Consider the following 20256-nt stretch of genomic DNA (forward strand, 5'->3'; position numbering starts at 1 on the left):
GACCAGGACCGCTTCCGCGCCGCCGTCGCCGACGCCCTCGACCGCCTGCTGGCGGAGCACCGCGAACTCGCCCGGGACATCCACCCGCTGACGGCGCCCCTCGTGGACGCGATCGCGGACCTGACCGCGGGCGGCAAGCGCCTGCGCGCCGTCCTGGCCTGGCTCGGCTGGCGGGCGGCCGGTGGCGAGGCGGAGGACCCCCGCATCGCCGAGGCGGGCGCGGCGTTCGAGCTGTTCCAGGCCGCGGCGCTGATCCACGACGACATCCTGGACCGCTCGGACACCCGCCGGGGGATGCCCAGCGTGCACCGCCGCTTCGAGTCCCTCCACCGGGAGGCGGGCTGGCGCCACGCCGCGGAGCACTTCGGCGTCTCCGCCGCGATCCTCGCCGGCGACGTCGCCCTGGGGATGAGCGAGACGGCCTTCGCGCGCGTCCTCGCCGGCACGCCCCGGGAGGATCGGGCGCGGGCCGAGCTCGAGCGGATGCGCTTCGGCGTGATGGCGGGTCAGTACCTCGACGTGGTGGCGGAGATGGCCCCGGCGGCGCGCGATGCCCGCGAGGCCGAGGCGGCCGCCGAGGCGGTGGTGGAGCACAAGTCGGCCCGCTATTCGGCGGTGCACCCGCTGGCCCTGGGCGGGCTGCTGGCGGGGGCGGACGACGGGCTGGTGACCGCGTTCGCCCGGGTGTCGCTGCCGTTCGGCATGGCGTTCCAGTACCGGGACGACCTGCTCGGCGTGTTCGGCGATCCGGCGACCACGGGCAAGCCCGCGGGCGACGACCTGCGGGAGGGGAAACAGACGGTGCTCATCGCCCGCGCCGTCGAGCTGCTCGCCCCGGACGAGGTCGCCGCGCTCGACGCGGACCTCGGCGATCCAGACCTCGGCGCGGACCGGGTGGCCCACTGGCAGGCCGTCCTCGAAGCATGCGGTGCGCGCCAGGCCGTCGAAGAGCGGGTCGCGGTGCTCTCGCACGAGGCGGCCGGCGCCGTGGCGGGCCTGCTCGCGCACGGCGTCCCCGAGGATGTTAGCGCCGAGCTCACGCGGCTGATCGACGCATACACGTCGCGCCGCCACTGAGCCGCACGAACCCCGCGGGCGGATGGCCGCCCGCGGGTCGGCTCACCAGGCCAGGGCCTGGGCGCGGCGCCGGATCTCGGTCTTCCGACCGTCCCGGAGCGCGTCGATGGGCCGGCCGGGCAACGACTCGTCCTCGGTGAACAGCCAACGGAGGGCCTCCTCGTCGGAGAAGCCGGCGTCGGCCAGCAGCACGAGCGTGCCCTGCAGGGAATCGAGCACGCCGGTCTCGGTGAGGAACAGCGCCGGCACGGACCGCACCGCGGGCTCGGGGCGACGCACGGCCAGCAGGCGGCGATCATGCACGAGGTTGTGGACGCGGGTCACACGCTGGTCGAGGCGCTCCGCCACGTCGGGCACGGAGAGCCACTCGCCCACGAGGGCGTCGAGCTCGGCGGGGATCGCGTCAGCGGGGACCGGGGTGTCGGAGGAAGTGGTGCTCACAGGCGCCAGCCTACGTGGCCGCCGACGGGCCCGGCCCATCGCGCCCCGGACGGCATAGATCTCAGTATGGTCACGAAGATCACATTCCGATAACATCGCCGAGGCTCCATGGCCGGGCGCCGACGTCGTCGGTCGACCGCGGGGGCCACGGGTCCCACCCGTCACTTCCCCGTCGTGTTCCATCCATCCATCCGATCCGATGCCGAGGTCTGCCGTGCCCCACACCCCCGTCCGCTCCCGCCGCCTGCGCTCCGTCCTGACCGGCGGCGCGGTGCCCCTGCTGCTGCTCACCGGTCTGCCCGCCCAGGCCCACGCCCAGGAGGCGGCGGTGCATACCGTGCGCCCGGGCGACTCCCTCACCCGGATCTCGGCCGCCCGCGGCGTCTCCGTCGCCGACCTGCTGCGGTTCAACGGCCTGGGCCTGGAGACCGTGCTCTACCCGGGTGACGAGCTCCGCCTGACCGGCGCGGCGGCCCCGGCCGCGGGGACCTACACGGTGCAGCCGAACGACGGGTGGTGGGTCATCGCCCGCCGCACCGGCGTCTCCGCCGCGCAGCTGCAGCGGCTCAACGGCATGAGCGCGTCGAGCATGCTCCACCCGGGCATGGTCCTGACCACGCCGGTGTACCGGACCGTCCCGCCACCGCGCCGGCATCGAAGACCCCGACGGCGGCCGGCGGGACGGTCCGGTACACCGTGGTCTCCGGCGACTCCCTCTGGGGGATCTCCCAGCGGTTCGAGGTCTCCATCCCCCGTCTGCGCGAGCTCAACGGCCTGACGCGGGCCTCGACGCTGCACCCCGGCGACGTGCTCGTGATCTCCGACGGCACCCTCGAGGTGGAGCCGGTCTCCGCCGTCCAGGCGGTCGGCGACACCTTCCTCGGGCGCACCTACGCGCCGCACGTGACGGCCTCGGCGAACGAGAACCTGCGCCTGCTGCGCTCCGTCCCGCAGCCCACCCCCGAGCAGATGCAGCAGATCGTCCGCGAGACCGCCGAGCGGATGGGCGTGGACCCTCGCCTGGCCCTGGGCCACGCGTACACCGAGTCCCGCTTCCGCATGGCCTCGGTCTCCCCCGGCAACGCCGTGGGGGCGATGCAGGTCATCCCGATCACGGGCGAGTTCGCCTCGGAGCTGGTGGGCCGCGAGCTGAACCTGCTGGACCCCCACGACAACGCGGTGGCCGGCGTCGCGTTCATCAAGTACGTGCAGGACCGCACCCCCACCCTCGATGAGGGCATCGGGGCCTACTACCAGGGCCTCGGCGGGGTGCTGGACAGCGGCCTGAACCCGGAGGCACGGGACTACGTGGCCAAGGTGCGCGCCGCGATGGCGATGTTCTGATCCGCCGGCGGCGGACCGCCCCGAGGGGTCCGCCGCCTGTCCTACCCTGGGACGATGAGCAGCGCACGCCGCGACCCCCTCGTGGGGGGCATCGTCGACGGCCGCTACCGGGTCGTCGAGCGGCTGGCCCGGGGCGGCATGTCCACCGTCTACCTGGCCGTGGACGAGCGTCTCGACCGCCAGGTGGCGCTCAAGGTCATGCACCCGCACCTGGCGGAGGACCCCGTCCTCGTCGGCCGGTTCGAGCAGGAGGCCAAGACGACGGCGCGGCTGTCCCATCCGCACGTCGTCGCGGTCCTGGACCAGGGCCACACCGAGGCCGAGGACGGCGACGTGCTGGCCTACCTCGTGATGGAGCACGTGCCCGGCCGCACGCTGCGCACCGTCATCCGGGACCGGGCCCCGCTCTCGCCCCGGGAGGCGCTGCGGTTCCTGCGTCCGCTCGTCGACGGCCTGGCCGCCGCGCACCGCGCCGGGCTGGTGCACCGGGACGTGAAGCCCGAGAACGTGCTCGTCCGCGACGACGGCCGGGTGACGGTCGCGGACTTCGGCCTGTCCCGCGCCGCCACGGCCCACACCATGGCCGGGCAGGCCGTCGTGGGCACGCCCGCCTACCTCGCCCCCGAGCACATCGCCGGGGCGCCCGCCGACGCCCGCTCCGACGTGTACGCCGTGGGCATCATCCTGTTCGAGCTGCTCACGGGCCGCCAGCCGTACACCGCGGCGACCGCGCTGCAGGTCGCCTACCGACACGTCCACGAGCGGGTCCCCGTGCCGTCCACGCTGCACCCCGGGCTCCCCGAGGACCTCGACGACCTCGTGCTGTGGTGCACCGAGCCGGACCCGGCCGACCGGCCCGCCGGTGCCGGCGAGCTCCTGCACCGCATCGACGCCGTGGCGGCGGGCCTGGACCCCGACGAACCGGACCGCCGCCCCGCCGAGGGCCCGGGCACGGACCCGGCGGCGGCCGCCCCCGCCGCCGATGGCCTCGAGGGCGCAGCCCCGGACGGGGACCTGCCGACCCGGGCCCTCGACGCCGGCGACCACCACGCGACGCGCGTGCTCCCCGCCCTGGCTGAGTCCGCCCTCGACGACGACGTGACCGACGTCATCGACACCCGTGCGGCGACGCACGGGGGCGACCCGCGGCCCGCCGCGCGCCCGGCGGAGCCGGTCGGCCCGCTCGCGGTCGACCCCGCTCCGGCGGACCGGCATCCGGGGCGCGGCTCCCGGCGGCGGCTGCGTCGGGCGGCCCGCCGCCCCGCCCTCGACCTCGGCCAGGGCACCGGCCGGGCCGCGGCGATCGGCGCGGCCGTGACCCTGCTGCTCACCGGCGTCGCCCTGCTGCTGGGCTGGACGCTGGGCTCCGGCGGCCTCGGAGTCGGTGGTGTGGCGGTGGTCCCCGACCTCGACGGGCTGGCCCGGGAGGCGGCGGAGGAACGGCTGACCGCCGCGGGCTTCACCGCGGCGGTCACGGCCCGGCATGACGAACTCCGCACGGAGGGCACGGTCGTCGCCAGCTCGCCCGCGGCCGGGGAGCCGGCGGGGCGCGGCGCCCCCGTCGAGCTCACCGTCTCCGCCGGCCCCGCGCCGGTGCCGGTGCCCGACCTGACCGGCGTCGTGATCCGGCAGGCCCACGGCGTGGCCCGGGACGCCCGATTCACCGTGGAGGTCGCGGAGCGCCGCACCGATCCCGCAGTGCCGGCCGGGGCCGTGATCGAGCAGCACCCGGCCCCCGGCGAGCAGGCGACGCCGGGCACCGCGGTCCGCGTGGTGCTCTCCGAGGGCCGCGCCGTGCGCCCGGTGCCGGACATGACCGGGCAGGATCCGGAGACGGCGCACACGACGCTGGCGGACGAGGGCTGGGACGCCCGCGTGCATCGCCTGCCGCTGCCGCTCTCCGCCCGGGGCGAGTCCCGGGTCCTGCACCAGTCCCCCGCCGCCGGGACCGCGCTGCCGGAGGGCACCGCGGTCCACGTCTGGGTCGGCTGAGCCGGGGCGTGCCCGGCCGCGCGGTCAGGCCCGCGGCGCGCGGCGCTCGGGGTGCGAGAGGGCCTCGGTGACCTTGAACGCCATCTCCAGGGACTGCTGGTGGTTCAGCCGCGGGTCGCACAGCGTCTCGTAGCGGGCGTCGAAGTCGGCCTCGTTGATCGGGTCGGAGCCGCCCAGGCACTCGGCGACGTCGTCGCCGGTCAGCTCGACGTGCATGCCGCCCGGGTGCGTGCCGAGCTCGCGGTGCACCTCGAAGAAGCCGCTGACCTCGTCCATCACGTCCTCGAACCGGCGGGTCTTGTAGCCGTTGGCCGCGGTCACGGTGTTGCCGTGCATGGGGTCGGTGACCCACACCGGCTCCAGCCCCGCGTCGCGGACGCCCTCGACGATGCCGGGCAGCACGTCCCGGATCCGCTCCGCACCCATGCGGGTGATGAAGGTCAGGCGGCCCGGCTCGCGCTCCGGGTCCAGCCGCTCGGCGAGCTCGAGCGCGTCCGCGACCGTGGTGGTCGGGCCGAGCTTCACGCCGATCGGGTTGCGGACCCGGGAGAGGAAGTCGACGTGGGCGCCGTCCACCTGGCGGGTGCGCTCGCCGATCCACAGGAAGTGGGCGCTCGTGGCGTAGGGGTCGCCGCTGCGTGAGTCCACGCGGGTCAGGGCACGTTCGTAGTCGAGCAGGAGCGCCTCGTGGGCCGAGTAGAACTCGGTGCGGCGCATGGCCTCGAAGTCCACGCCCGCGGCGTTCATGAAGCGGACCGCGCGGTCGATCTCGGCGGCCATCTCCTCGTACTGGGCGTAGGCCGGGTTGGCCATGAAGCCCTGGTTCCACTGGTGCACGCTGCGCAGATCGGCGAAGCCGCCCTGGGTGAAGGCGCGGACCAGGTTCAGGGTGGAGGCGGAGGTGTGGTACGCCTGCACCATCCGTCGGGCGTCGTGCCGGCGTGCCTGCTCGGTGAACTCGTAGCCGTTCACGATCTCGCCGCGGAAGCTGGGCAGCGTGACGCCGTCGCGGGTCTCCGTGTCCGAGGACCGCGGCTTGGCGAACTGGCCGGCGATCCGGCCCATCTTCACGACCGGCATGGAGGCGCCGTAGGTCAGCACCGCGGCCATCTGCAGGATGGTCTTCACCCGGGCGCTGATCCGGTTGGCGGTGGACCCGGCGAACGTCTCGGCGCAGTCGCCGCCCTGCAGGAGGAACGCGCGGCCCTGGGCGACGTCGGCCAGACGGGCGCGCAGCAGGTCGACCTCGCCCGCGAAGACGAGCGGGGGCAGGGCGCTCAGCTCGGCGACGGCGGCGCGGTGATCGGCCTCGTCCGCCCAGGACGGCGCCTGTGCGATCGGCAGCGAGCGCCAGTGGTCCAGGCCGGGGATGTCGGCGGCGCCCTCCGAGATGGCGGTGCCGAAGGCCAGGATCTTCTCGCGGGGGTCTTCAGTCATGTGCACCAGGCTAGGGGCCGCGTGCCGCGCCCCGGTCTGAGCGTCCCCGGATGACGACGCGCGGGCCCCGCTCAGTCGCGGGCGCGTGGCGGAGCGGCCGTACGGCCCGCCTTCACGTCCGCCGCGTAGGTGTCCACGTACTCCTGGCCCGACAGGCGCCGGATGGCCTCCATGATCTCGTCCGTCACCTCCCGCAGCACCCGGGGGTCGCCGGCGGCCTCGGCACGGTCGGAGAAGTCCAGCGGCTCGCCGAAGATCATGCCCAGGCGCCGGATCCGCGGCAGCACGTGGCCGATCGGCTGCACCCGGTCCGTGCCGATCATCGCGATGGGCACCACGGGCGCGCCCGAGGCCAGCGCGAGCTTGGCCACGCCGATCTTGCCGCGGTGCAGCCGCCCGTCCGGGCTGCGGGTGCCCTCCGGGTAGATCCCGAGCAGCCGGCCCTCCCGCAGCGCCTCGAGGCCCGCGTCCAGCGAGCGCAGGGACGCCTCTCCGCCGGAGCGGTCCATGGGCAGCTGGTTCGCCGCCTCGAAGAACCGGCGGGTGACCCAGCCCTTCACGCCCGGGCCGGTGAAGTACTCGTGCTTGGCCAGGAAGTGCACCTGGCGGTCGAGCATGGCCGGCATGAACACCGAGTCCGAGACGGACAGGTGGTTGCTGGCCAGGATCGCCGGGCCCTCGGCCGGCACGTTCCCGAGGCCCTTCACCCAGGGGCGGAACAGCAGGCGGGTGGCCGGAGCCACGGCGAACGTCTTGGCGGACCAGTAGAACGTGGACACGAGGGCCTTCCGGTCGGGGCGGTCGGGTGCCTGCCCATCGTATGGTCCGCCTGCCTTACCCTGGCACCATGCCCCGCCCCGTCGCCGTCGCCCCCGAAGACCCCCTTCGCCCCGCTGCTGGCCCCGTTCGTCCCCACGGTCGCCCCGATCGCGGACGACATCGCGGACCCGACGGCGCGCGAGCGCGCCTACCCCCGCACGCCGGTGGCCGGCGTCGCCGCCCTCGGCCGCATCCAGCGGGCCGCCCGCCGCGCCCTGCCGCGGATCACCGCTCCCGTGACGGTCTACCGGTCCGCCCGCGACGCCGTCGTGCCCGCCTCGAGCCACCGGACCCTGGTGCGGGGCCTGCGCCAGGCCCCCGTGGAGGTGGTGGGACTGCCCCGCAGCCGCCACGTCGCCACGCTCGACTACGACCTGCCGCTGCTGATCGACCACGGCCGGAGCGCGGTCGCCGCCATGACGACGCACTGAGTCGCGCCCGAACCCTGCCGCTGCCGGTTGTAGAGTGTGCGTGACACGACTCACACATACTTCCGTTCCGCCGACCATCGGTCGGCGGGACCGACCCGACGCCCGAGGAGTCCCATGCACGAGATCAGCGAGCCGTACCACCCCCGCCTGTCCCCGGAGGCGAACATCACGGACTTCCTGGAACGCCAGGCCACGGAGCGTCCCGACCACGGCCTCTTCGCGGTGGCGGACGCGCAGGACCAGTGGACGGACGTCTCCGCCCGGGACGCCCGCGAACGCGTGCGGGCCCTGGCCAAGGGGCTCATCGCCGCCGGGATCCAGCCCGGGGAGACGGTCGGTCTCCTGGCCTCCACCCGCCTGGAGTGGACCCTGGTCGACTTCGCCATCTGGTATGCCGGCGCGGTCACCGTGCCCGTGTACGAGACCTCCTCCGTCAGCCAGGTGTCCTGGATCATCGAGGACTCGGACGTGCGCGCCGTCGTGACCGGGAACGAGGACCTCGCCAAGACGGTGCGGGACGCGGTGCAGCGCGAGGGCCTGCCGGAGCTGATCGGCCTGTGGACGATGGACCCGGCCGACGGCGCCCCCGGCTCCGGCCTCGAGGCGCTCGTCGCCCTGGGCGCGGACGTCACCGATGAGGAGCTCGAGACGCGCCGGTCCTCCGCCGGCCTGGCCGACCTGGCGACCATCATCTACACCTCCGGCACCACGGGCCGGCCCAAGGGCTGCGAGCTCACGCACGAGAACTTCGCGGAGCTCGTCAACCAGACCCTGTCCTCCTCGCTCGGCGACGTCGTCCGCGAGGACACCTCCACCGTGCTGTTCATCCCCCTGGCGCACGTGTTCGCGCGCTTCGTCTCGGTGCTCACCGTCGCCGCGGGCGCACGCTGCGGGCACGTCTCGGACATCAAGCGGCTCTCGGTCTCGCTGCAGACCTTCCAGCCGAGCTTCGTGCTGGCCGTGCCGCGCGTGTTCGAGAAGATCTACAACGCGGCGCTGCTCAACGCGCAGAGCGGCGGCAAGGAGAAGATCTTCCGCCGTGGCGCGGACGTGGCGATCCGCTGGTCCCGGGCGCTGGACTCGGGCCAGATGACGGCGCCCCTGCGGCTGCAGCGCGCGTTCTACTCCGCGCTGGTCTACCGCCGGATCCGGACGGCCATGGGCGGCCGGCTCGCGTACGCGGTCTCCGGCGGCGGCCCCCTCTCCACCGACCTGGCGCACTTCTTCCGCGGCGTGGGCGTGACCATCCTCGAGGGCTACGGCCTCACCGAGACGACGGCCCCCATCACCGTGGGCCGGCCGGACCGGCTGAAGATCGGCACGGTCGGACACCCCCTCGGCGGCAACCAGGTGCGGATCGCCGAGGACGGCGAGATCCTCACGCGCGGCACGTCGCTGATGCGCGGCTACCACAACCGGCCGGAGGCGAACGAGGAGGCCTTCGAAGACGGCTGGTTCCGCACCGGCGACCTCGGGGCCCTGGACGACGACGGCTTCCTCACGATCACCGGCCGCAAGAAGGAGCTGCTGGTGACGGCCGGCGGCAAGAACGTGGCACCGGCGATGCTCGAGGACGCGATCCGCAGCGACGCGCTCGTCTCCCAGGTGATGGTGGTCGGCGACGGCAAGCCCTTCATCGCGGCGATCGTCACCCTCGACACCGACACCCTGCCCGCGTGGCTCGCCGCGAACGGGCTGCCGAAGGACCTCGACGTCGCTGCGGCCGCACGCGAGGACGCGGTGCGCCGTCACATCCAGGAGGCCGTGGACAAGGCCAACAGCCTGGTCTCGCGCGCCGAGGGGATCCGGGAGTTCCGCATCCTCGACCGCGACTTCTCCCTGGAGGAGGGCCATGTGACCCCGTCCCTGAAGATGCGCCGGTCGGCGATCATGAAGGACTTCGCCGCGCAGATCGCGGACATCTACGGGGAGCCCGCCCCGCAGAACTGAACGCCCCTCGACGACGGCGCCCGGCCCCCGCGGCCGGGCCTCGTCGTCCCCGCGGGTCCGGTCAGAGCAGACCGGAGTCCGGCACGTCCAGGCCCAGCAGCGCGTTCTCGACGACCTCGGTGAGGGCCGGGTGGGGCCAGTACTGGCCCCGCGCGAGCCGGTGGGCGTCGATGCCGAACGCCATGCCGGTCACGAGCGGCTGGATGAGGTTCGCGGCCTCGTGCCCCAGGATGTGCCCGCCCAGGATCCGTCCGGTGGCCTTCTCCGCGACGACGGTGCACACACCCTCGGTGTCCTCCATGGCCCAGCCGTAGGCGACGTCCCCGAAGGGCTGGGTCTTCACCGTGATCGCGTCCGCGCCGTAGTCGGCGAGCGCCTGCTCCACCGTGAGCCCGACGGAGGCCGCCTGCGGGTGGGTGAACACGGCCGCCGGCACGGGGCCGAGCGTGTTGGCGCGGAGGTCGTCCGGATGCTCCAGGTTGTGCGCGACGACGCGGGCCTCGTGGTTGGCCACGTGCTTGAGCTGCCACGTGTTGGCGACGTCCCCGAGCACGTAGACCCCCTCCACCGGCGCGCCGTCGGAGAGTGCGCGCTGGTGCTCGTCGCTGGCCAGGATGCCGTCGTCGGTGACGTCCAGTCCCGCGGCGGCGGGGTCGAGGCGGTCCGTGTTCGGCGTCCGGCCGACCGCGATCAGCACCGCGTCCGCCTCGATGGCCTCCTCCACGATGCCGGTCTGCTCCTGGCCCTCCGCGCGATCCAGGCGCACCCGGACCCAGCCGTCCGCGGCCCGCTCGGCGTCCTCGACCGGTTCGATCCCGGCCGGGGTCCACCCCGTGCGCAGGTCCCACCGCCGGGCCGCGATCTTCGTGAACGTCGTGGACACGGACATGTCGTGCTGCTTGAGCAGCCGGTGGCCGCGGTTGACCTGGACGACCTCGGTGCCCAGCCCGGCGAAGACGGACGCGAACTCGCAGGCGATGAACCCGCCGCCCACCACGAGCAGCCGCCGCGGCAGCCGATCCAGTCGCATGACGGTGTCCGAGGTGTGCACCGACGGCAGGTCCAGGCCCGGGATCTCCGGGAGGGTGGGCCGCGACCCCGCGGCGACCACGACCTGGTCCGCCGTGATCTCCCGACCCGAGGCGGTGCGCACGCGGCGGGGACCGACGAAGCGCACCTCCTCCTGGATCACGCTCGTGTAGTCCAGATCATCCCGGCGGTGGCGCAGCCCGTCCCGGCTGATGCCGTCGATGCGCGTGAAGATGCGGTCCCGGATGGCCGGGAAGTCGGCGCCCGTGAACTCCAGCCCCACCCCGAGGCTCCGGGCCTCGGGCGGCAGCGCCGCCAGGCTGGCCGGGTAGGCGTACATCTTGGTGGGGATGCAGCCGACGTTCAGGCAGGTGCCGCCGAACGGGCCGGAGTCGGCGATCACGACGCTCCGGCCCTTCCAGTGTTCGCTGACCAGGGAGTTCCCCGATCCGGATCCGATGATGAGCAGGTCGTGGTGTTCCGCAGTGGTGGCCATGCCTCCCAGGATAGGCACGGGCCCGGACGCGGTGGCGTCCGGGCCCGTGGGGCGGCCCGCCGGCGGCGGGCTCACGCGGGGCTCACTCGATCACGAGCAGCAGGTCTCCGCCGTTGACGGGCGTGATGCCCTCCGTGACCACGCGGCGCACGGTGCCCGCGACCTGGGCCGTGATCGCGGCCTCCATCTTCATCGCCTCGATCGTGGCCACCGCCTGGCCGACCTCGACGGCGTCGCCCTCGGCCACCTGGACGGTGACCGAGCCCGCGAACGGGGCGGCGACGTGGCCGGGGGTGCCGGGGTCCGCCTTCTCCGCGGTCCGCACGGTGGACTCGATCGAGCGGTCGCGGACGGTCATCTGGCGCAGCTGGCCGTTCAGGGTGACCATCACGGTGCGCATGCCCTTCTCGTCCGGCTCGGAGACGGACATGAGGGTGGCGAGCAGCCGCACACCGCGTCCGAGCGAGATGACGTGCTCGCGCCCGGGGACGAGGCCGTAGAGGAAGTCGCGGGTGTGCAGGGTGACGGTGTCCCCGAACTCCTCGCGGTGCGCCTCGAACTCCTTCGTGGGGCCGGGGAAGAGCAGGCGGTTCAGCACCCCGCGGCGGGTCTGTCCGGCCTCGCCGAGGGCGCTCGAGTCCTCCGCGGAGATCTCCACCATGCCCGCGCCCTCGCGGCGACCCTGGAGGGCCTTGGTCCGGAAGGGCTCCGGCCAGCCGCCGGGCGGGTCGCCGAGCTCGCCGCGCAGGAAGCCGATCACGGAGTCCGGGATGTCGAACTCCTGCGGACGCTCCGCGAACTCCTTCGGGTCCACGCCGGAGCCGACCAGCTGCAGCGCCAGATCGCCCACCACCTTGGAGGACGGGGTGACCTTGACGAGGTGGCCGAGCAGGTCGTCGGCCGCGGCGTACATCGACTCGATGGCCTCGAACCGCTCCCCCAGGCCGAGCGCGATCGCCTGCGTGCGCAGGTTGGACAGCTGGCCGCCCGGGATCTCGTGGTGGTACACGCGGCCGGTCGGGGCGGGCAGCCCCGCCTCGAAGGGCGCGTACGCCGAGCGGACGGACTCCCAGTAGGGCTCCATCGCGGTGGCGGCCTCGAGGCCGAGACCGGTGTCCCGCTCCGTGTGCTCGAGCGCCGCCACCAGGGCGGACAGCGGCACCTGGCTGGTGGTGCCCGCCATGGACGCGGTGGCCGCGTCGACGGCGTCCACGCCGGCCTCCGCCGCTGCGAGCAGGGTGGCCAGCTGACCGCCGGCGGTGTCGTGCGTGTGCAGGTGCACGGGCAGGTCGAACTCGGCGCGCAGGGCGGTGACCAGCTCGCGCGCCGCGGCGGGCCGCAGCAGGCCCGCCATGTCCTTGATCGCCAGGACGTGGGCGCCGGCGTCGACCATCCGGCGGGCGAGGCCCAGGTAGTAGTCGAGCGTGTAGAGCGTCTCCTTCGGGTCCGTCATGTTGCCCGTGTAGCACAGGGCCGCCTCGGCCACGGCGGTGCCCGTGGCACGCACCGCCTCGATGGCCGGGGTGATCTGCTCGACGTCGTTGAGGGCGTCGAAGATGCGGAACACGTCGACGCCGGATGCCGCGGCCTCGGCCACGAACGCGTCCGTCACCTCGGTGGGGTACGGCGTGTATCCCACCGTGTTGCGGCCGCGCAGCAGCATCTGGATCGGGATGTTCGGCAGCTCCGCGCGCAGCAGCTCGAGGCGCTGCCACGGGTCCTCGTGGAGGAAGCGCAGCGCGACGTCGTACGTCGCCCCGCCCCAGGCCTCCACCGAGAGCAGCCCCGGCAGGGTGTGCGCGACGGCGGGGGCGGCGGCCAGCAGGTCGCGCGTGCGGACGCGGGTGGCCAGCAGGGACTGGTGGGCGTCGCGGAACGTGGTGTCCGTGACGGCCAGCGCGGTCTGCTCACGCAGGGTGCGGGCGAAGCCCTCGGGGCCCTGCTCCAGCAGCACCTGACGCCAGCCGCGCGGGGGCACCGCGTCCTCGTTCCGGCTCGGGCCGTCGAAGGGCGAGCGGTCCGGCTCCTGGTGCTTGTCGCCCGGGTGCTCGGGGAGGCGGTCGCGAGGGTCGATGCCCTCGACGCGCGGGCCGTGCGGCTGGTTGACGGTGACGTCCACGAGATACTGCAGGGCCTTGGATCCGCGGTCCTGGGAGCGGTTCACCGTGGCCAGCTCGGGGTGCTTGTCGATGAAGTCCGTGGCGACGTCGCCGCTGAGGAACTGCGGGTCGTCCATCACGTTCATCAGGAACGGGATGTTGGTGGCCACGCCGCGCACGCGGAACTCCGCCAGGGCGCGGCGCACGCGGCGCACCGCCGTGGCGTAGTCGCGTCCGCGGCAGGTGAGCTTGACCAGCATGGAGTCGAAGTGGGGGCTGATCTCCGCACCGGCGTAGATGGTGCCGCCGTCGAGGCGCACACCGGAGCCGCCGGCCGAGCGGTAGGCGGTGATGGTGCCGGTGTCCGGGCGGAAGCCGTTGGCCGGGTCCTCGGTGGTGATGCGGCACTGGATGGCGAAGCCGCGGACCTGGAGGGCGTCCTGGGTGATGCCCAGCTCGGGCAGGGTGGCGCCGGCGGCGATGCGCAGCTGCGCGCTCACCAGGTCCACGTCCGTGACCTCCTCAGTCACGGTGTGCTCCACCTGGATGCGGGGGTTCATCTCGATGAACACGTGCTGGCCCGCACGCTCGCCCGCCGTGTCCACGAGGAACTCGACGGTGCCCGCGTTGACGTACCCCATCTCCTTGGCGAAGGCGACGGCGTCCCGGTGCAGGGCCTGCCGGATCTCCTCGTCCAGGTTCGGGGCCGGGGCCATCTCGATGACCTTCTGGTGGCGGCGCTGGAGCGAGCAGTCCCGCTCGAAGAGGTGCACGACGTTGCCCTCGCCGTCGGCGAGGATCTGCACCTCGATGTGCCGCGGCCGCAGGACGGCCTGCTCGAGGAACACGGTGGGGTCGCCGAAGGCGGTGTCCGCCTCGCGCATCGCGGCCTCGAGGGAGCCGCGCAGGTCCTCGCGGCGCTCGACGCGGCGCATGCCGCGGCCGCCGCCGCCGGCGACGGCCTTGACGAAGATGGGGAAGCCGATCTCCTCGGCCTGCTCCAGGAGCCACTCGACGTCGGCGCTCGGGTCCGAGGAGGCCAGGGTGGGGATGCCCGCACGCTTGGCCGCGCGCAGGGCCTCGACCTTGTTGCCGGTCAGCTCGAGGACGTCGGCGGGCGGGCCGACGAAGGTGATCCCGTTCTCAGCCGCGGCACGGGCCAGGCCGGCGTTCTCCGACAGGAAGCCGTAGCCCGGGTAGATCGCGTCGGCCCCGGCGTCCTTCGCCACGCGGATGATCTCGTCCACGTCGAGGTAGGCGCGCACGGGGTGGCCCTCCTCGCCGATGCGGTAGGCCTCGTCCGCCTTCTGGCGGTGGATCGAATTGCGGTCCTCGTAGGGGAAGACGGCGACGGTGCGGGCGCCCAGCTCGTAGCAGGCGCGGAAGGCGCGGACGGCGATCTCGCCGCGGTTGGCCACCAAGACCTTGGAGAAGACGGCGCCGGCTCCGGTCGACCCGGCCGCGTCCTCTGGAGGGGTGAAGTTCTCGACAGGTGCGGTCATGGTTGGGAGTGTGTCACACCGCGCCGGAGTTCCGCCTCATGTCGCGCACAGTCACCGCTGCGAGACGAAAGATGACTGACTCGGCCCTCCGGGGCGCCCCGGGGTGGAGGGTCAGGCGGAGCGGCGGGCCCGACGCCGCCCGGCCAGCTCGTCCCCCGGCTCGGGGGCGCCGACCACGCTCTCGCGGGGCAGCTCGGCGAGGCTGCCCTCGACCTCGCGCCACACGCGGCCGACGGCGATCCCGAAGACGCCCTGGCCGCCCTGGACGAGGTCCACGACCTCGTCCGCCGAGGTGCACTCGTACACCGAGGCGCCGTCGCTCATCAGGGTGATCTGCGCCAGGTCCTCGACACCCCGCTCGCGCAGGTGGCCCACGGCGGTGCGGATCTGCTGGAGCGAGACGCCGGTGTCCAGGAGGCGCTTGACCACCTTGAGGACGAGGATGTCGCGGAACGAGTAGAGCCGCTGGGAGCCGGAGCCGGAGGCGCTGCGGACCGTGGGGGCCACGAGATCCGTGCGGGCCCAGTAGTCGAGCTGGCGATAGGTGATGCCGGCGGCCTTGCACGCGGTGGGACCGCGGAAGCCGACGTCGTCGCCCTGGGTCCTGCCCTCGTCGAAGAGCGTGCCCTGGGCGCCGAGCGCGGGGGGCCGGCCAGGACCTGCAGTGGGTGTCACGGGGAACCTCCTGGTGCGGGGCCCCCGGTGCGGGGAGGGGGACGCGACCGTCGTGTGCCGCCGGTGACCGTGGCGGCGCTCCCCGGTGACCGTGGGGAGGGCGACGGAGGCGCTCCGGGTGGCGGGGCCCTCTTCCCCTCGAAGGTACGCGCGGGTCCGGGGACGGTCAACGAAGCCGGCGGCGAGACCGCGCCGTGTCGCGCCGGCTCCGCTCAGGCGAAGTCCTCGGGGCGCACCGTGTCCAGGAAGTCGCGGAAGTCCTCGACGGCGCGCTCCTGGCCGGCGTCCTCCTCCCCCGTCCGCGCCGGCATGCCGGCGTCCGCGAGCACGGCAGGGCTGCCGAGCACGGGGGCGTCGGCGCGCAGGGCGACCACGACGGCGTCCGACGCGCGCGCGTCGACCCGGGCGCCCGTGGAGAGCACGAGCTCGGCGTGCACGACCTCGCCCCGGACCTCGGTGAGCCGCACCCGCACGACCTCGGCGCCCAGGGCGTCGACGGCGGCCAGGAGCAGCTCATGGGTGAGGGGCCGGGGCGCGCGGACGCCCTCAAGCGCGAGCGCGGCGGCGGCGGCCTCGGGCGCGCCCACCCACAGCGGGACCATCGTGCGGCCGGGCGGGTCCACCAGCAGTATCACGTGGTGCTGTTCGGGCAGCTCGACGCGCACGCCGAGCACGGAGAGCGGCACGTTGCCGGCGTCGTCGGCGGGCACGGGGCGCGGCTCAGTCATCCCACTGCTCCAGCCCCACGGCCACGAGGGCCGCATGCAGCCGCAGGCTGGCCTGCGCGATCTCGCGTGCCGAGCGGGCCACGCGGGGGCGGGTGCCGGCGTCGCGGCGGGCCTGCAGCGGGGCGACGGCGCGCTCCACCAGGCCCAGTTCGCGGTCGGCCGCGGCCCGCAGCGGGCGCAGGTGCCGGGGCTCCAGGCCGTGGCCCGCGAGCACGACGGCGGCCCGGGCCACGTCCATCGCGTGGCTCGGGTAGCCGCCGTCGGGATCGACGGGCAGGAGCGAGTACTGATCCAGCTCGGCCAGCAGCTCCTCGCCCGCCCCGGATTCGGCGGCGAGCTCGGCACGGGTCCACGACCGGCGGCCCCCGGCGACCTCGCGGCCGAGCCGCTCCGCGTCCGAGGACGCCGGGGCCGCCGCGGTTCCGGGCAGGCCGGTGGGGCGTTCACCGCGGTCCAGCGCGGCCAGGTGGTCGGCGATCACCTTGAGCGGCAGGAAGTGGTCGCGCTGCAGGGCGAGGACGAACCGGAGCCGGTCCACGTCCTCGGGCCGGAAGCGCCGGTAGCCGGCGCTGGTCCGCTCGGGCAGCACGAGGCCGCGGTCCTCCAGGAAGCGCACCTTGGACGCGGTGACGCCGGGGAATTCGACTTCGAGGGAGGCTACGACCTCGCCGATGCCCAGCCGGCCCGCAGGGCGGGCGGTGGGGACGGCGTCGGGGCGCGGGCGCGGATCGGTCACGAGGATGACGGCTCAGCCCCGCGCCGGCCCGGCGTAGTACGTGAGCCGGTACTTGCCGATCTGCACGTGCATCCCGGAGCGCAGCAGGATCTCGTCCACGCGGTCGTGGTTCACGAAGGTGCCGTTGAGGGAGTTCAGGTCCACGAGCCGGTGGCCGCCGTCCTCGGCCCGGAACTCCGCGTGACGACGGGAGACGGTGACGTCGTCGAGGAAGATGTCCGCGTCCGGGTGGCGCCCCACGGAGACCACGTCCTCGTCCAGCAGGAAGCGGGCCGACTGGTCCGGGCCCTCGTGGGCGAGCAGCAGCGCGGAACCGGCCGGGAGGGCGCGGATCGCGTCCGACTCCTCACGGGTGAGGTCCGCCGAGACCAGCGGCGCCAGCTCGGTGAGGTTGATGGCGGAGGTGGACAGGTCCGGTTCACGTCCGGGCTGGTTCATGGGGTGCTCCTGTGCGGGGGCCGGCGCCGCGGCGCCGGAGGGAGAGACGAAGGGGACGCCGTCGCCCCGCCGGCCGGCGGCGGGGCGACGGCGGACGGGGCTCAGCTGGTGTGCGAGGCGTAGCCCTCGGCGTCCATGAGGCCCTCGAGCTGGGCCTCGTCCGCGAGGGTGATCTCGAACAGCCAGCCGCCCTCGTAGGGGGCGGAGTTGACCAGGCCGGGCTCGCCGTCGAGCTCGTCGTTGACGGCGGCCACGGTGCCGGAGACCGGGGCGTAGATGTCCGAGACGGACTTCGTGGACTCGACCTCGCCCACCGCGGTGCCCGCGGTGACCTCGGTGCCGACCTCCGGCAGGTCCACGTACACGACGTCACCCAGCGCATCCTGGGCGAAGTCGGTGATGCCCACGCGGACCGTGCCGGCGGCACCGGCCTCGGCGATCCACTCGTGCTCGGCGGAGTACTTCAGGCCTTCGGGGATGGAGCTCATGGAGTGCGCGTCCTTTGTGTGGTCGGGAGGGATGACGTCGTCTCGCAGACTACCGAGCGGCGCGTGATTCGCGCCACTGGCGTGCTCAGAGCACGCCGCGCATGCCGCGACGCACCGGCTTGGCGATGGCCAGCACGATCAGGCCCACGCCGAGGGTGACCGCACCGATCGTGCCGAAGTAGCCCACCTCGTTCTGCTCCGAGTAGGAGCCGGCCAGGGAGCCGGCCAGGGCCGTGCCCAGGGCGACGGACAGGTTGTACAGCGACACCATCATCACCGGGAAGCTGCGCGGGGCGACCTTGGTGGCCAGGGAGAGGCCCACCGGGGAGACGAGCAGCTCGCCCATGGTGCAGACGAAGAGGATCAGCGTCAGCCACAGCAGCGGCACGGCGGCGACGTCGGCCACCGGGATGAACAGCAGGAAGGCGATGCCGATCAGGACGATGCCGATGCCGAACTTCACCGGGGTGGCGGGCTGGCGGGTGCCCAGCTTGGTCCACAGCGCGGCGAACACCGGGGCGAACACGATGATGAAGATCGGGTTGATGGAGTTGACCCACTCCATGGGCATGAGCCAGCCGAACAGGTTCCGGTCGAGGCGGTGCTCGGAGTACAGCGCGATCACGGTGAACTGCTGCTGGAAGAGGGCGAAGAACACGGACGTGCCGATGAACAGCGGGATGAACGCCTTCACGCGCGAGCGCTCCTCCTCCGAGACCTTCGTCGAGGTCAGCAGGACCGCGAAGATCGCGATGGCCGCGACGGCGGCGAGCACGACGACGGCGTCGGAGAGGTTGTCCAGGGTGATGACGTCCGTGAGGAACAGGGCCACGACGACGGCGACCATCCCCAGGCCGATCAGGCCCCAGCGGCCGTACTGCGACCGCGGCAGCGGATCCGGGACCCGGTGCACGTCCGTGGGCAGGTTCTTGCGGGTCAGGGCGTACTGCGTCAGGCCGATGGCCATGCCGGCGGCGGCGAGGCCGAAGCCCACGTGGAAGCCCATCGTGTCGCGTGCCAGGCCGGTGAGCAGCGGGCCGAAGAGGGCGCCGATGTTCACGCCCATGTAGAAGATGGAGAAGCCGGCATCGCGCTTGGGGTCCTCGCGGGAGTACAGGGAGCCGACGAGGTTCGTGGCGTTGGCCTTGAGGCCGCCCGAACCGACGGCGACGAGCACGAGGCCCAGGGTCAGGCCCGGGACGCCCGGGACGAGGGCCAGCGCGATGTGGCCCAACATGATCCCGACGGCGCTGACGAACATGGTGCGCTCGGAACCGAGCAGGCGGTCGGCGACCCAGCCGCCGAGGATGCAGAACACGTACACCATGCCGCCGTAGGCGCCGACGATGCCCGTGGCCACGGCCGGGTCGATCCCGAGGCCGCCCTCCGCGGCGGTCCAGGACATGTAGTACACGAGCATCGCCTGCATGCCGTAGAAGGAGAAGCGCTCCCACAGCTCCACGGAGAACAGGTTCGCCAGCGGGCCGGGCTGGCCGAGGAACGGGCGGCCGCGCCAGTCGGGGGTGGCGTCGTCGGGACGGGTGGCCGTCGACGCCGCCACGCGGGCGGACGGCTCGACGTCGGGCACGCGGCCCGCGAGAGGATTCTGGGGATTTTCCACCGATCTACTGTCCTCCCCTGAGGGAGCCAGAGCAAACTCCCCGCCCGATGACGCCGATCACATCCGCGGCCCGGGCGGCGTCCGTCCTAGAGTGGAGGCCGTGTCCGTCACCTCCGAGATCGCCCGTGCCCGCTCGCTCATCCGTGTGGTCCCCGACCATCCCAGCCCGGGCGTGGCCTTCCAGGACATCACGCCCCTGCTCGCCGACGCCCGCGCCCTGAGGGCGTGCGTCGAAGCCCTGGTGGCGCCGTTCGAGGGGCGGTTCGACCTCGTGGCCGGCCTCGAGGCCCGCGGGTTCCTGCTCGCCGGGGCGGCCGCCGTCCTGACCGGCACCGGCCTCGTGCCGCTGCGCAAGGCCGGGCGCCTCCCGGCTCCCGCGGCCCGTGCGGACTACACGCTGGAGTACGGGAACGCGAGCATCGAGGTGTCGGAAGACCTGCGGGCCGGGTCACGGGTGCTCCTGCTCGACGACGTCCTCGCCACGGGCGGCACCCTCGCCGCCGGCCGACGGCTCATCGAGGCGCGGGGCGCGGAGGTGGTGGGCGCGGCCTGCCTGCTGGAGCTCACGGCCCTTGGCGGCCGGGCCGTCGTGCCGGACACGCACGTGCTGTTCGCGTCCTGAACCGCCCCGCCCGACCGACGGGGAGTGGCGGCAAAGGTGGCCCGGCCCCGGGTACGACGAAGCCGGAGCCCTGCGCTGCAGGACTCCGGCCTCGTGAATGTGGTCGGGCTGCTGCGAAACTACTGCCAACAAGCGCGGAGAACCGCGGAACTGGCCGAGCTCCTGGCCACGGCACGCGAGTCGACGCGGAGCCCGGGCGACCGCCTGGGCTGACCCCGTTTCGTAGGTCCAGTCGTTATGAGAGTCGTCCTGTTGCCCGCGGTCGCGGGCAGGGAGACTGGTCAGATCATGACGAACAGCAGGAAGCGTCACACCCCCGAGCAGGTCGTCC

Annotated in this window: 18 protein-coding genes; 7 read left to right on the forward strand and 11 right to left on the reverse strand. The window is 73.7% G+C overall.

Annotated elements, in window-relative coordinates; all coding sequences use genetic code 11:
• Positions 1–1077: polyprenyl synthetase family protein (locus J1M40_RS00445; protein WP_206450325.1), on the forward strand; the 1077-nt coding region annotated here is incomplete at its 5' end.
• Between the two features lie 42 nt (positions 1078–1119).
• On the opposite strand, the gene J1M40_RS00450 is transcribed toward J1M40_RS00445, so the two are convergent.
• Entirely contained in the window at positions 1120–1518 is a 399-nt protein-coding gene (locus J1M40_RS00450; RefSeq protein WP_049158988.1) for an Rv2175c family DNA-binding protein, read from the reverse strand.
• Positions 1519–1732: 214 nt separating this feature from the next.
• On the opposite strand from J1M40_RS00450, the gene J1M40_RS12530 reads away from it, so the two are divergent.
• The 3 genes from J1M40_RS12530 to pknB are packed head-to-tail and all read left to right on the forward strand — an operon-like array spanning position 1733 to position 4854.
• Positions 1733–2296 carry a LysM peptidoglycan-binding domain-containing protein gene (locus J1M40_RS12530; RefSeq protein ID WP_342356866.1) on the forward strand — a complete coding sequence of 188 codons (564 nt, stop codon included), beginning with the start codon at positions 1733–1735 and terminating at the stop codon, positions 2294–2296.
• Positions 2215–2862: a LysM peptidoglycan-binding domain-containing protein gene (locus J1M40_RS12535; protein ID WP_342356867.1), complete on the forward strand. Its 648-nt coding sequence runs from the start codon at positions 2215–2217 to the stop codon at positions 2860–2862. Before J1M40_RS12530 ends, J1M40_RS12535 begins: the two co-directional genes overlap by 82 nt.
• A gap of 54 nt (positions 2863–2916) precedes the next feature.
• Positions 2917–4854 (forward strand): Stk1 family PASTA domain-containing Ser/Thr kinase, encoded by a 1938-nt coding sequence (gene pknB, locus J1M40_RS00460; RefSeq protein ID WP_205805491.1) that lies wholly within the window; start codon positions 2917–2919, stop codon positions 4852–4854.
• A 24-nt stretch (positions 4855–4878) separates the two neighbouring features.
• Here pknB and J1M40_RS00465 read toward each other — a convergent pair whose 3' ends face one another.
• The gene (locus J1M40_RS00465; protein ID WP_036316682.1) at positions 4879–6291 is read right to left on the reverse strand and encodes a class II 3-deoxy-7-phosphoheptulonate synthase; all 1413 of its coding nucleotides are present in this window, start codon (positions 6289–6291) and stop codon (positions 4879–4881) included.
• 71 nt (positions 6292–6362) lie between these two features.
• Positions 6363–7070: a 1-acyl-sn-glycerol-3-phosphate acyltransferase gene (locus J1M40_RS00470; RefSeq protein WP_036316678.1), complete on the reverse strand. Its 708-nt coding sequence runs from the start codon at positions 7068–7070 to the stop codon at positions 6363–6365.
• Between the two features lie 204 nt (positions 7071–7274).
• Here J1M40_RS00470 and J1M40_RS00475 point away from each other — a divergent pair, with 204 nt between their 5' ends.
• Together J1M40_RS00475 and J1M40_RS00480 are read left to right on the forward strand one after the other, a co-directional pair.
• Positions 7275–7541 (forward strand): hypothetical protein, encoded by a 267-nt coding sequence (locus J1M40_RS00475; protein ID WP_241251945.1) that lies wholly within the window; start codon positions 7275–7277, stop codon positions 7539–7541.
• Between the two features lie 114 nt (positions 7542–7655).
• On the forward strand, positions 7656–9491 hold the full coding sequence (locus J1M40_RS00480; protein ID WP_036316676.1) for a long-chain fatty acid--CoA ligase: 1836 nt from the start codon (positions 7656–7658) through the stop codon (positions 9489–9491).
• A gap of 61 nt (positions 9492–9552) precedes the next feature.
• Here the strand turns inward: J1M40_RS00480 and J1M40_RS00485 are convergent, their stop codons facing one another.
• The 8 genes from J1M40_RS00485 to J1M40_RS00520 form a co-directional block, all read right to left on the reverse strand.
• On the reverse strand, positions 9553–11016 hold the full coding sequence (locus J1M40_RS00485) for a mycothione reductase (protein ID WP_036316674.1): 1464 nt from the start codon (positions 11014–11016) through the stop codon (positions 9553–9555).
• A gap of 82 nt (positions 11017–11098) precedes the next feature.
• Positions 11099–14617 carry a pyruvate carboxylase gene (locus J1M40_RS00490; protein ID WP_036316673.1) on the reverse strand — a complete coding sequence of 1173 codons (3519 nt, stop codon included), beginning with the start codon at positions 14615–14617 and terminating at the stop codon, positions 11099–11101.
• Between the two features lie 111 nt (positions 14618–14728).
• Complete coding sequence (locus J1M40_RS00495) at positions 14729–15292, reverse strand: MerR family transcriptional regulator (protein WP_012750924.1); 564 nt, start codon at positions 15290–15292, stop codon at positions 14729–14731.
• A 212-nt stretch (positions 15293–15504) separates the two neighbouring features.
• Complete coding sequence (locus tag J1M40_RS00500; RefSeq protein WP_051995301.1) at positions 15505–16020, reverse strand: bifunctional nuclease family protein; 516 nt, start codon at positions 16018–16020, stop codon at positions 15505–15507.
• Positions 16013–16756, reverse strand: a complete 744-nt coding sequence (locus tag J1M40_RS00505; RefSeq protein ID WP_051995300.1) for a MerR family transcriptional regulator — start codon at positions 16754–16756, stop codon at positions 16013–16015. Before J1M40_RS00505 ends, J1M40_RS00500 begins: the two co-directional genes overlap by 8 nt.
• A 12-nt stretch (positions 16757–16768) precedes the next feature.
• On the reverse strand, positions 16769–17194 hold the full coding sequence (locus tag J1M40_RS00510; RefSeq protein WP_002854606.1) for an FHA domain-containing protein: 426 nt from the start codon (positions 17192–17194) through the stop codon (positions 16769–16771).
• Positions 17195–17295: 101 nt separating this feature from the next.
• A complete protein-coding gene (gene gcvH / locus J1M40_RS00515; RefSeq protein ID WP_002854607.1) occupies positions 17296–17682 on the reverse strand; it encodes a glycine cleavage system protein GcvH in 387 nt (128 codons plus the stop codon).
• 85 nt (positions 17683–17767) lie between these two features.
• Positions 17768–19303, reverse strand: coding sequence for a peptide MFS transporter (locus J1M40_RS00520; protein WP_036316670.1), 1536 nt, complete (start codon positions 19301–19303; stop codon positions 17768–17770).
• Between the two features lie 100 nt (positions 19304–19403).
• Here J1M40_RS00520 and J1M40_RS00525 point away from each other — a divergent pair, with 100 nt between their 5' ends.
• Entirely contained in the window at positions 19404–19925 is a 522-nt protein-coding gene (locus J1M40_RS00525) for an adenine phosphoribosyltransferase (RefSeq protein ID WP_036316668.1), read from the forward strand.
• Positions 19926–20256: the final 331 nt, after the last annotated feature.

Origin of the sequence: Micrococcus sp. KRD026, assembly GCF_017168445.1 — a bacterium.
Taxonomy (GTDB): Bacteria; Actinomycetota; Actinomycetes; order Actinomycetales; family Micrococcaceae; genus Micrococcus; species Micrococcus luteus.

What these genes read in the sequence shown, in the direction of transcription:
- pknB (WP_205805491.1), top strand. Translation starts at nt 2,917, where the DNA reads ATGAGCAGCGCACGCCGCGACCCCCTCGTGGGGGGCATCGTCGACGGC.
- J1M40_RS00465 (WP_036316682.1), bottom strand. Translation starts at nt 6,291, where the DNA reads ATGACTGAAGACCCCCGCGAGAAGATCCTGGCCTTCGGCACCGCCATC.
- J1M40_RS00480 (WP_036316676.1), top strand. Translation starts at nt 7,656, where the DNA reads ATGCACGAGATCAGCGAGCCGTACCACCCCCGCCTGTCCCCGGAGGCG.
- J1M40_RS00485 (WP_036316674.1), bottom strand. Translation starts at nt 11,016, where the DNA reads ATGGCCACCACTGCGGAACACCACGACCTGCTCATCATCGGATCCGGA.
- J1M40_RS00490 (WP_036316673.1), bottom strand. Translation starts at nt 14,617, where the DNA reads ATGACCGCACCTGTCGAGAACTTCACCCCTCCAGAGGACGCGGCCGGG.
- J1M40_RS00500 (WP_051995301.1), bottom strand. Translation starts at nt 16,020, where the DNA reads ATGACTGAGCCGCGCCCCGTGCCCGCCGACGACGCCGGCAACGTGCCG.
- J1M40_RS00510 (WP_002854606.1), bottom strand. Translation starts at nt 17,194, where the DNA reads ATGAACCAGCCCGGACGTGAACCGGACCTGTCCACCTCCGCCATCAAC.
- gcvH (WP_002854607.1), bottom strand. Translation starts at nt 17,682, where the DNA reads ATGAGCTCCATCCCCGAAGGCCTGAAGTACTCCGCCGAGCACGAGTGG.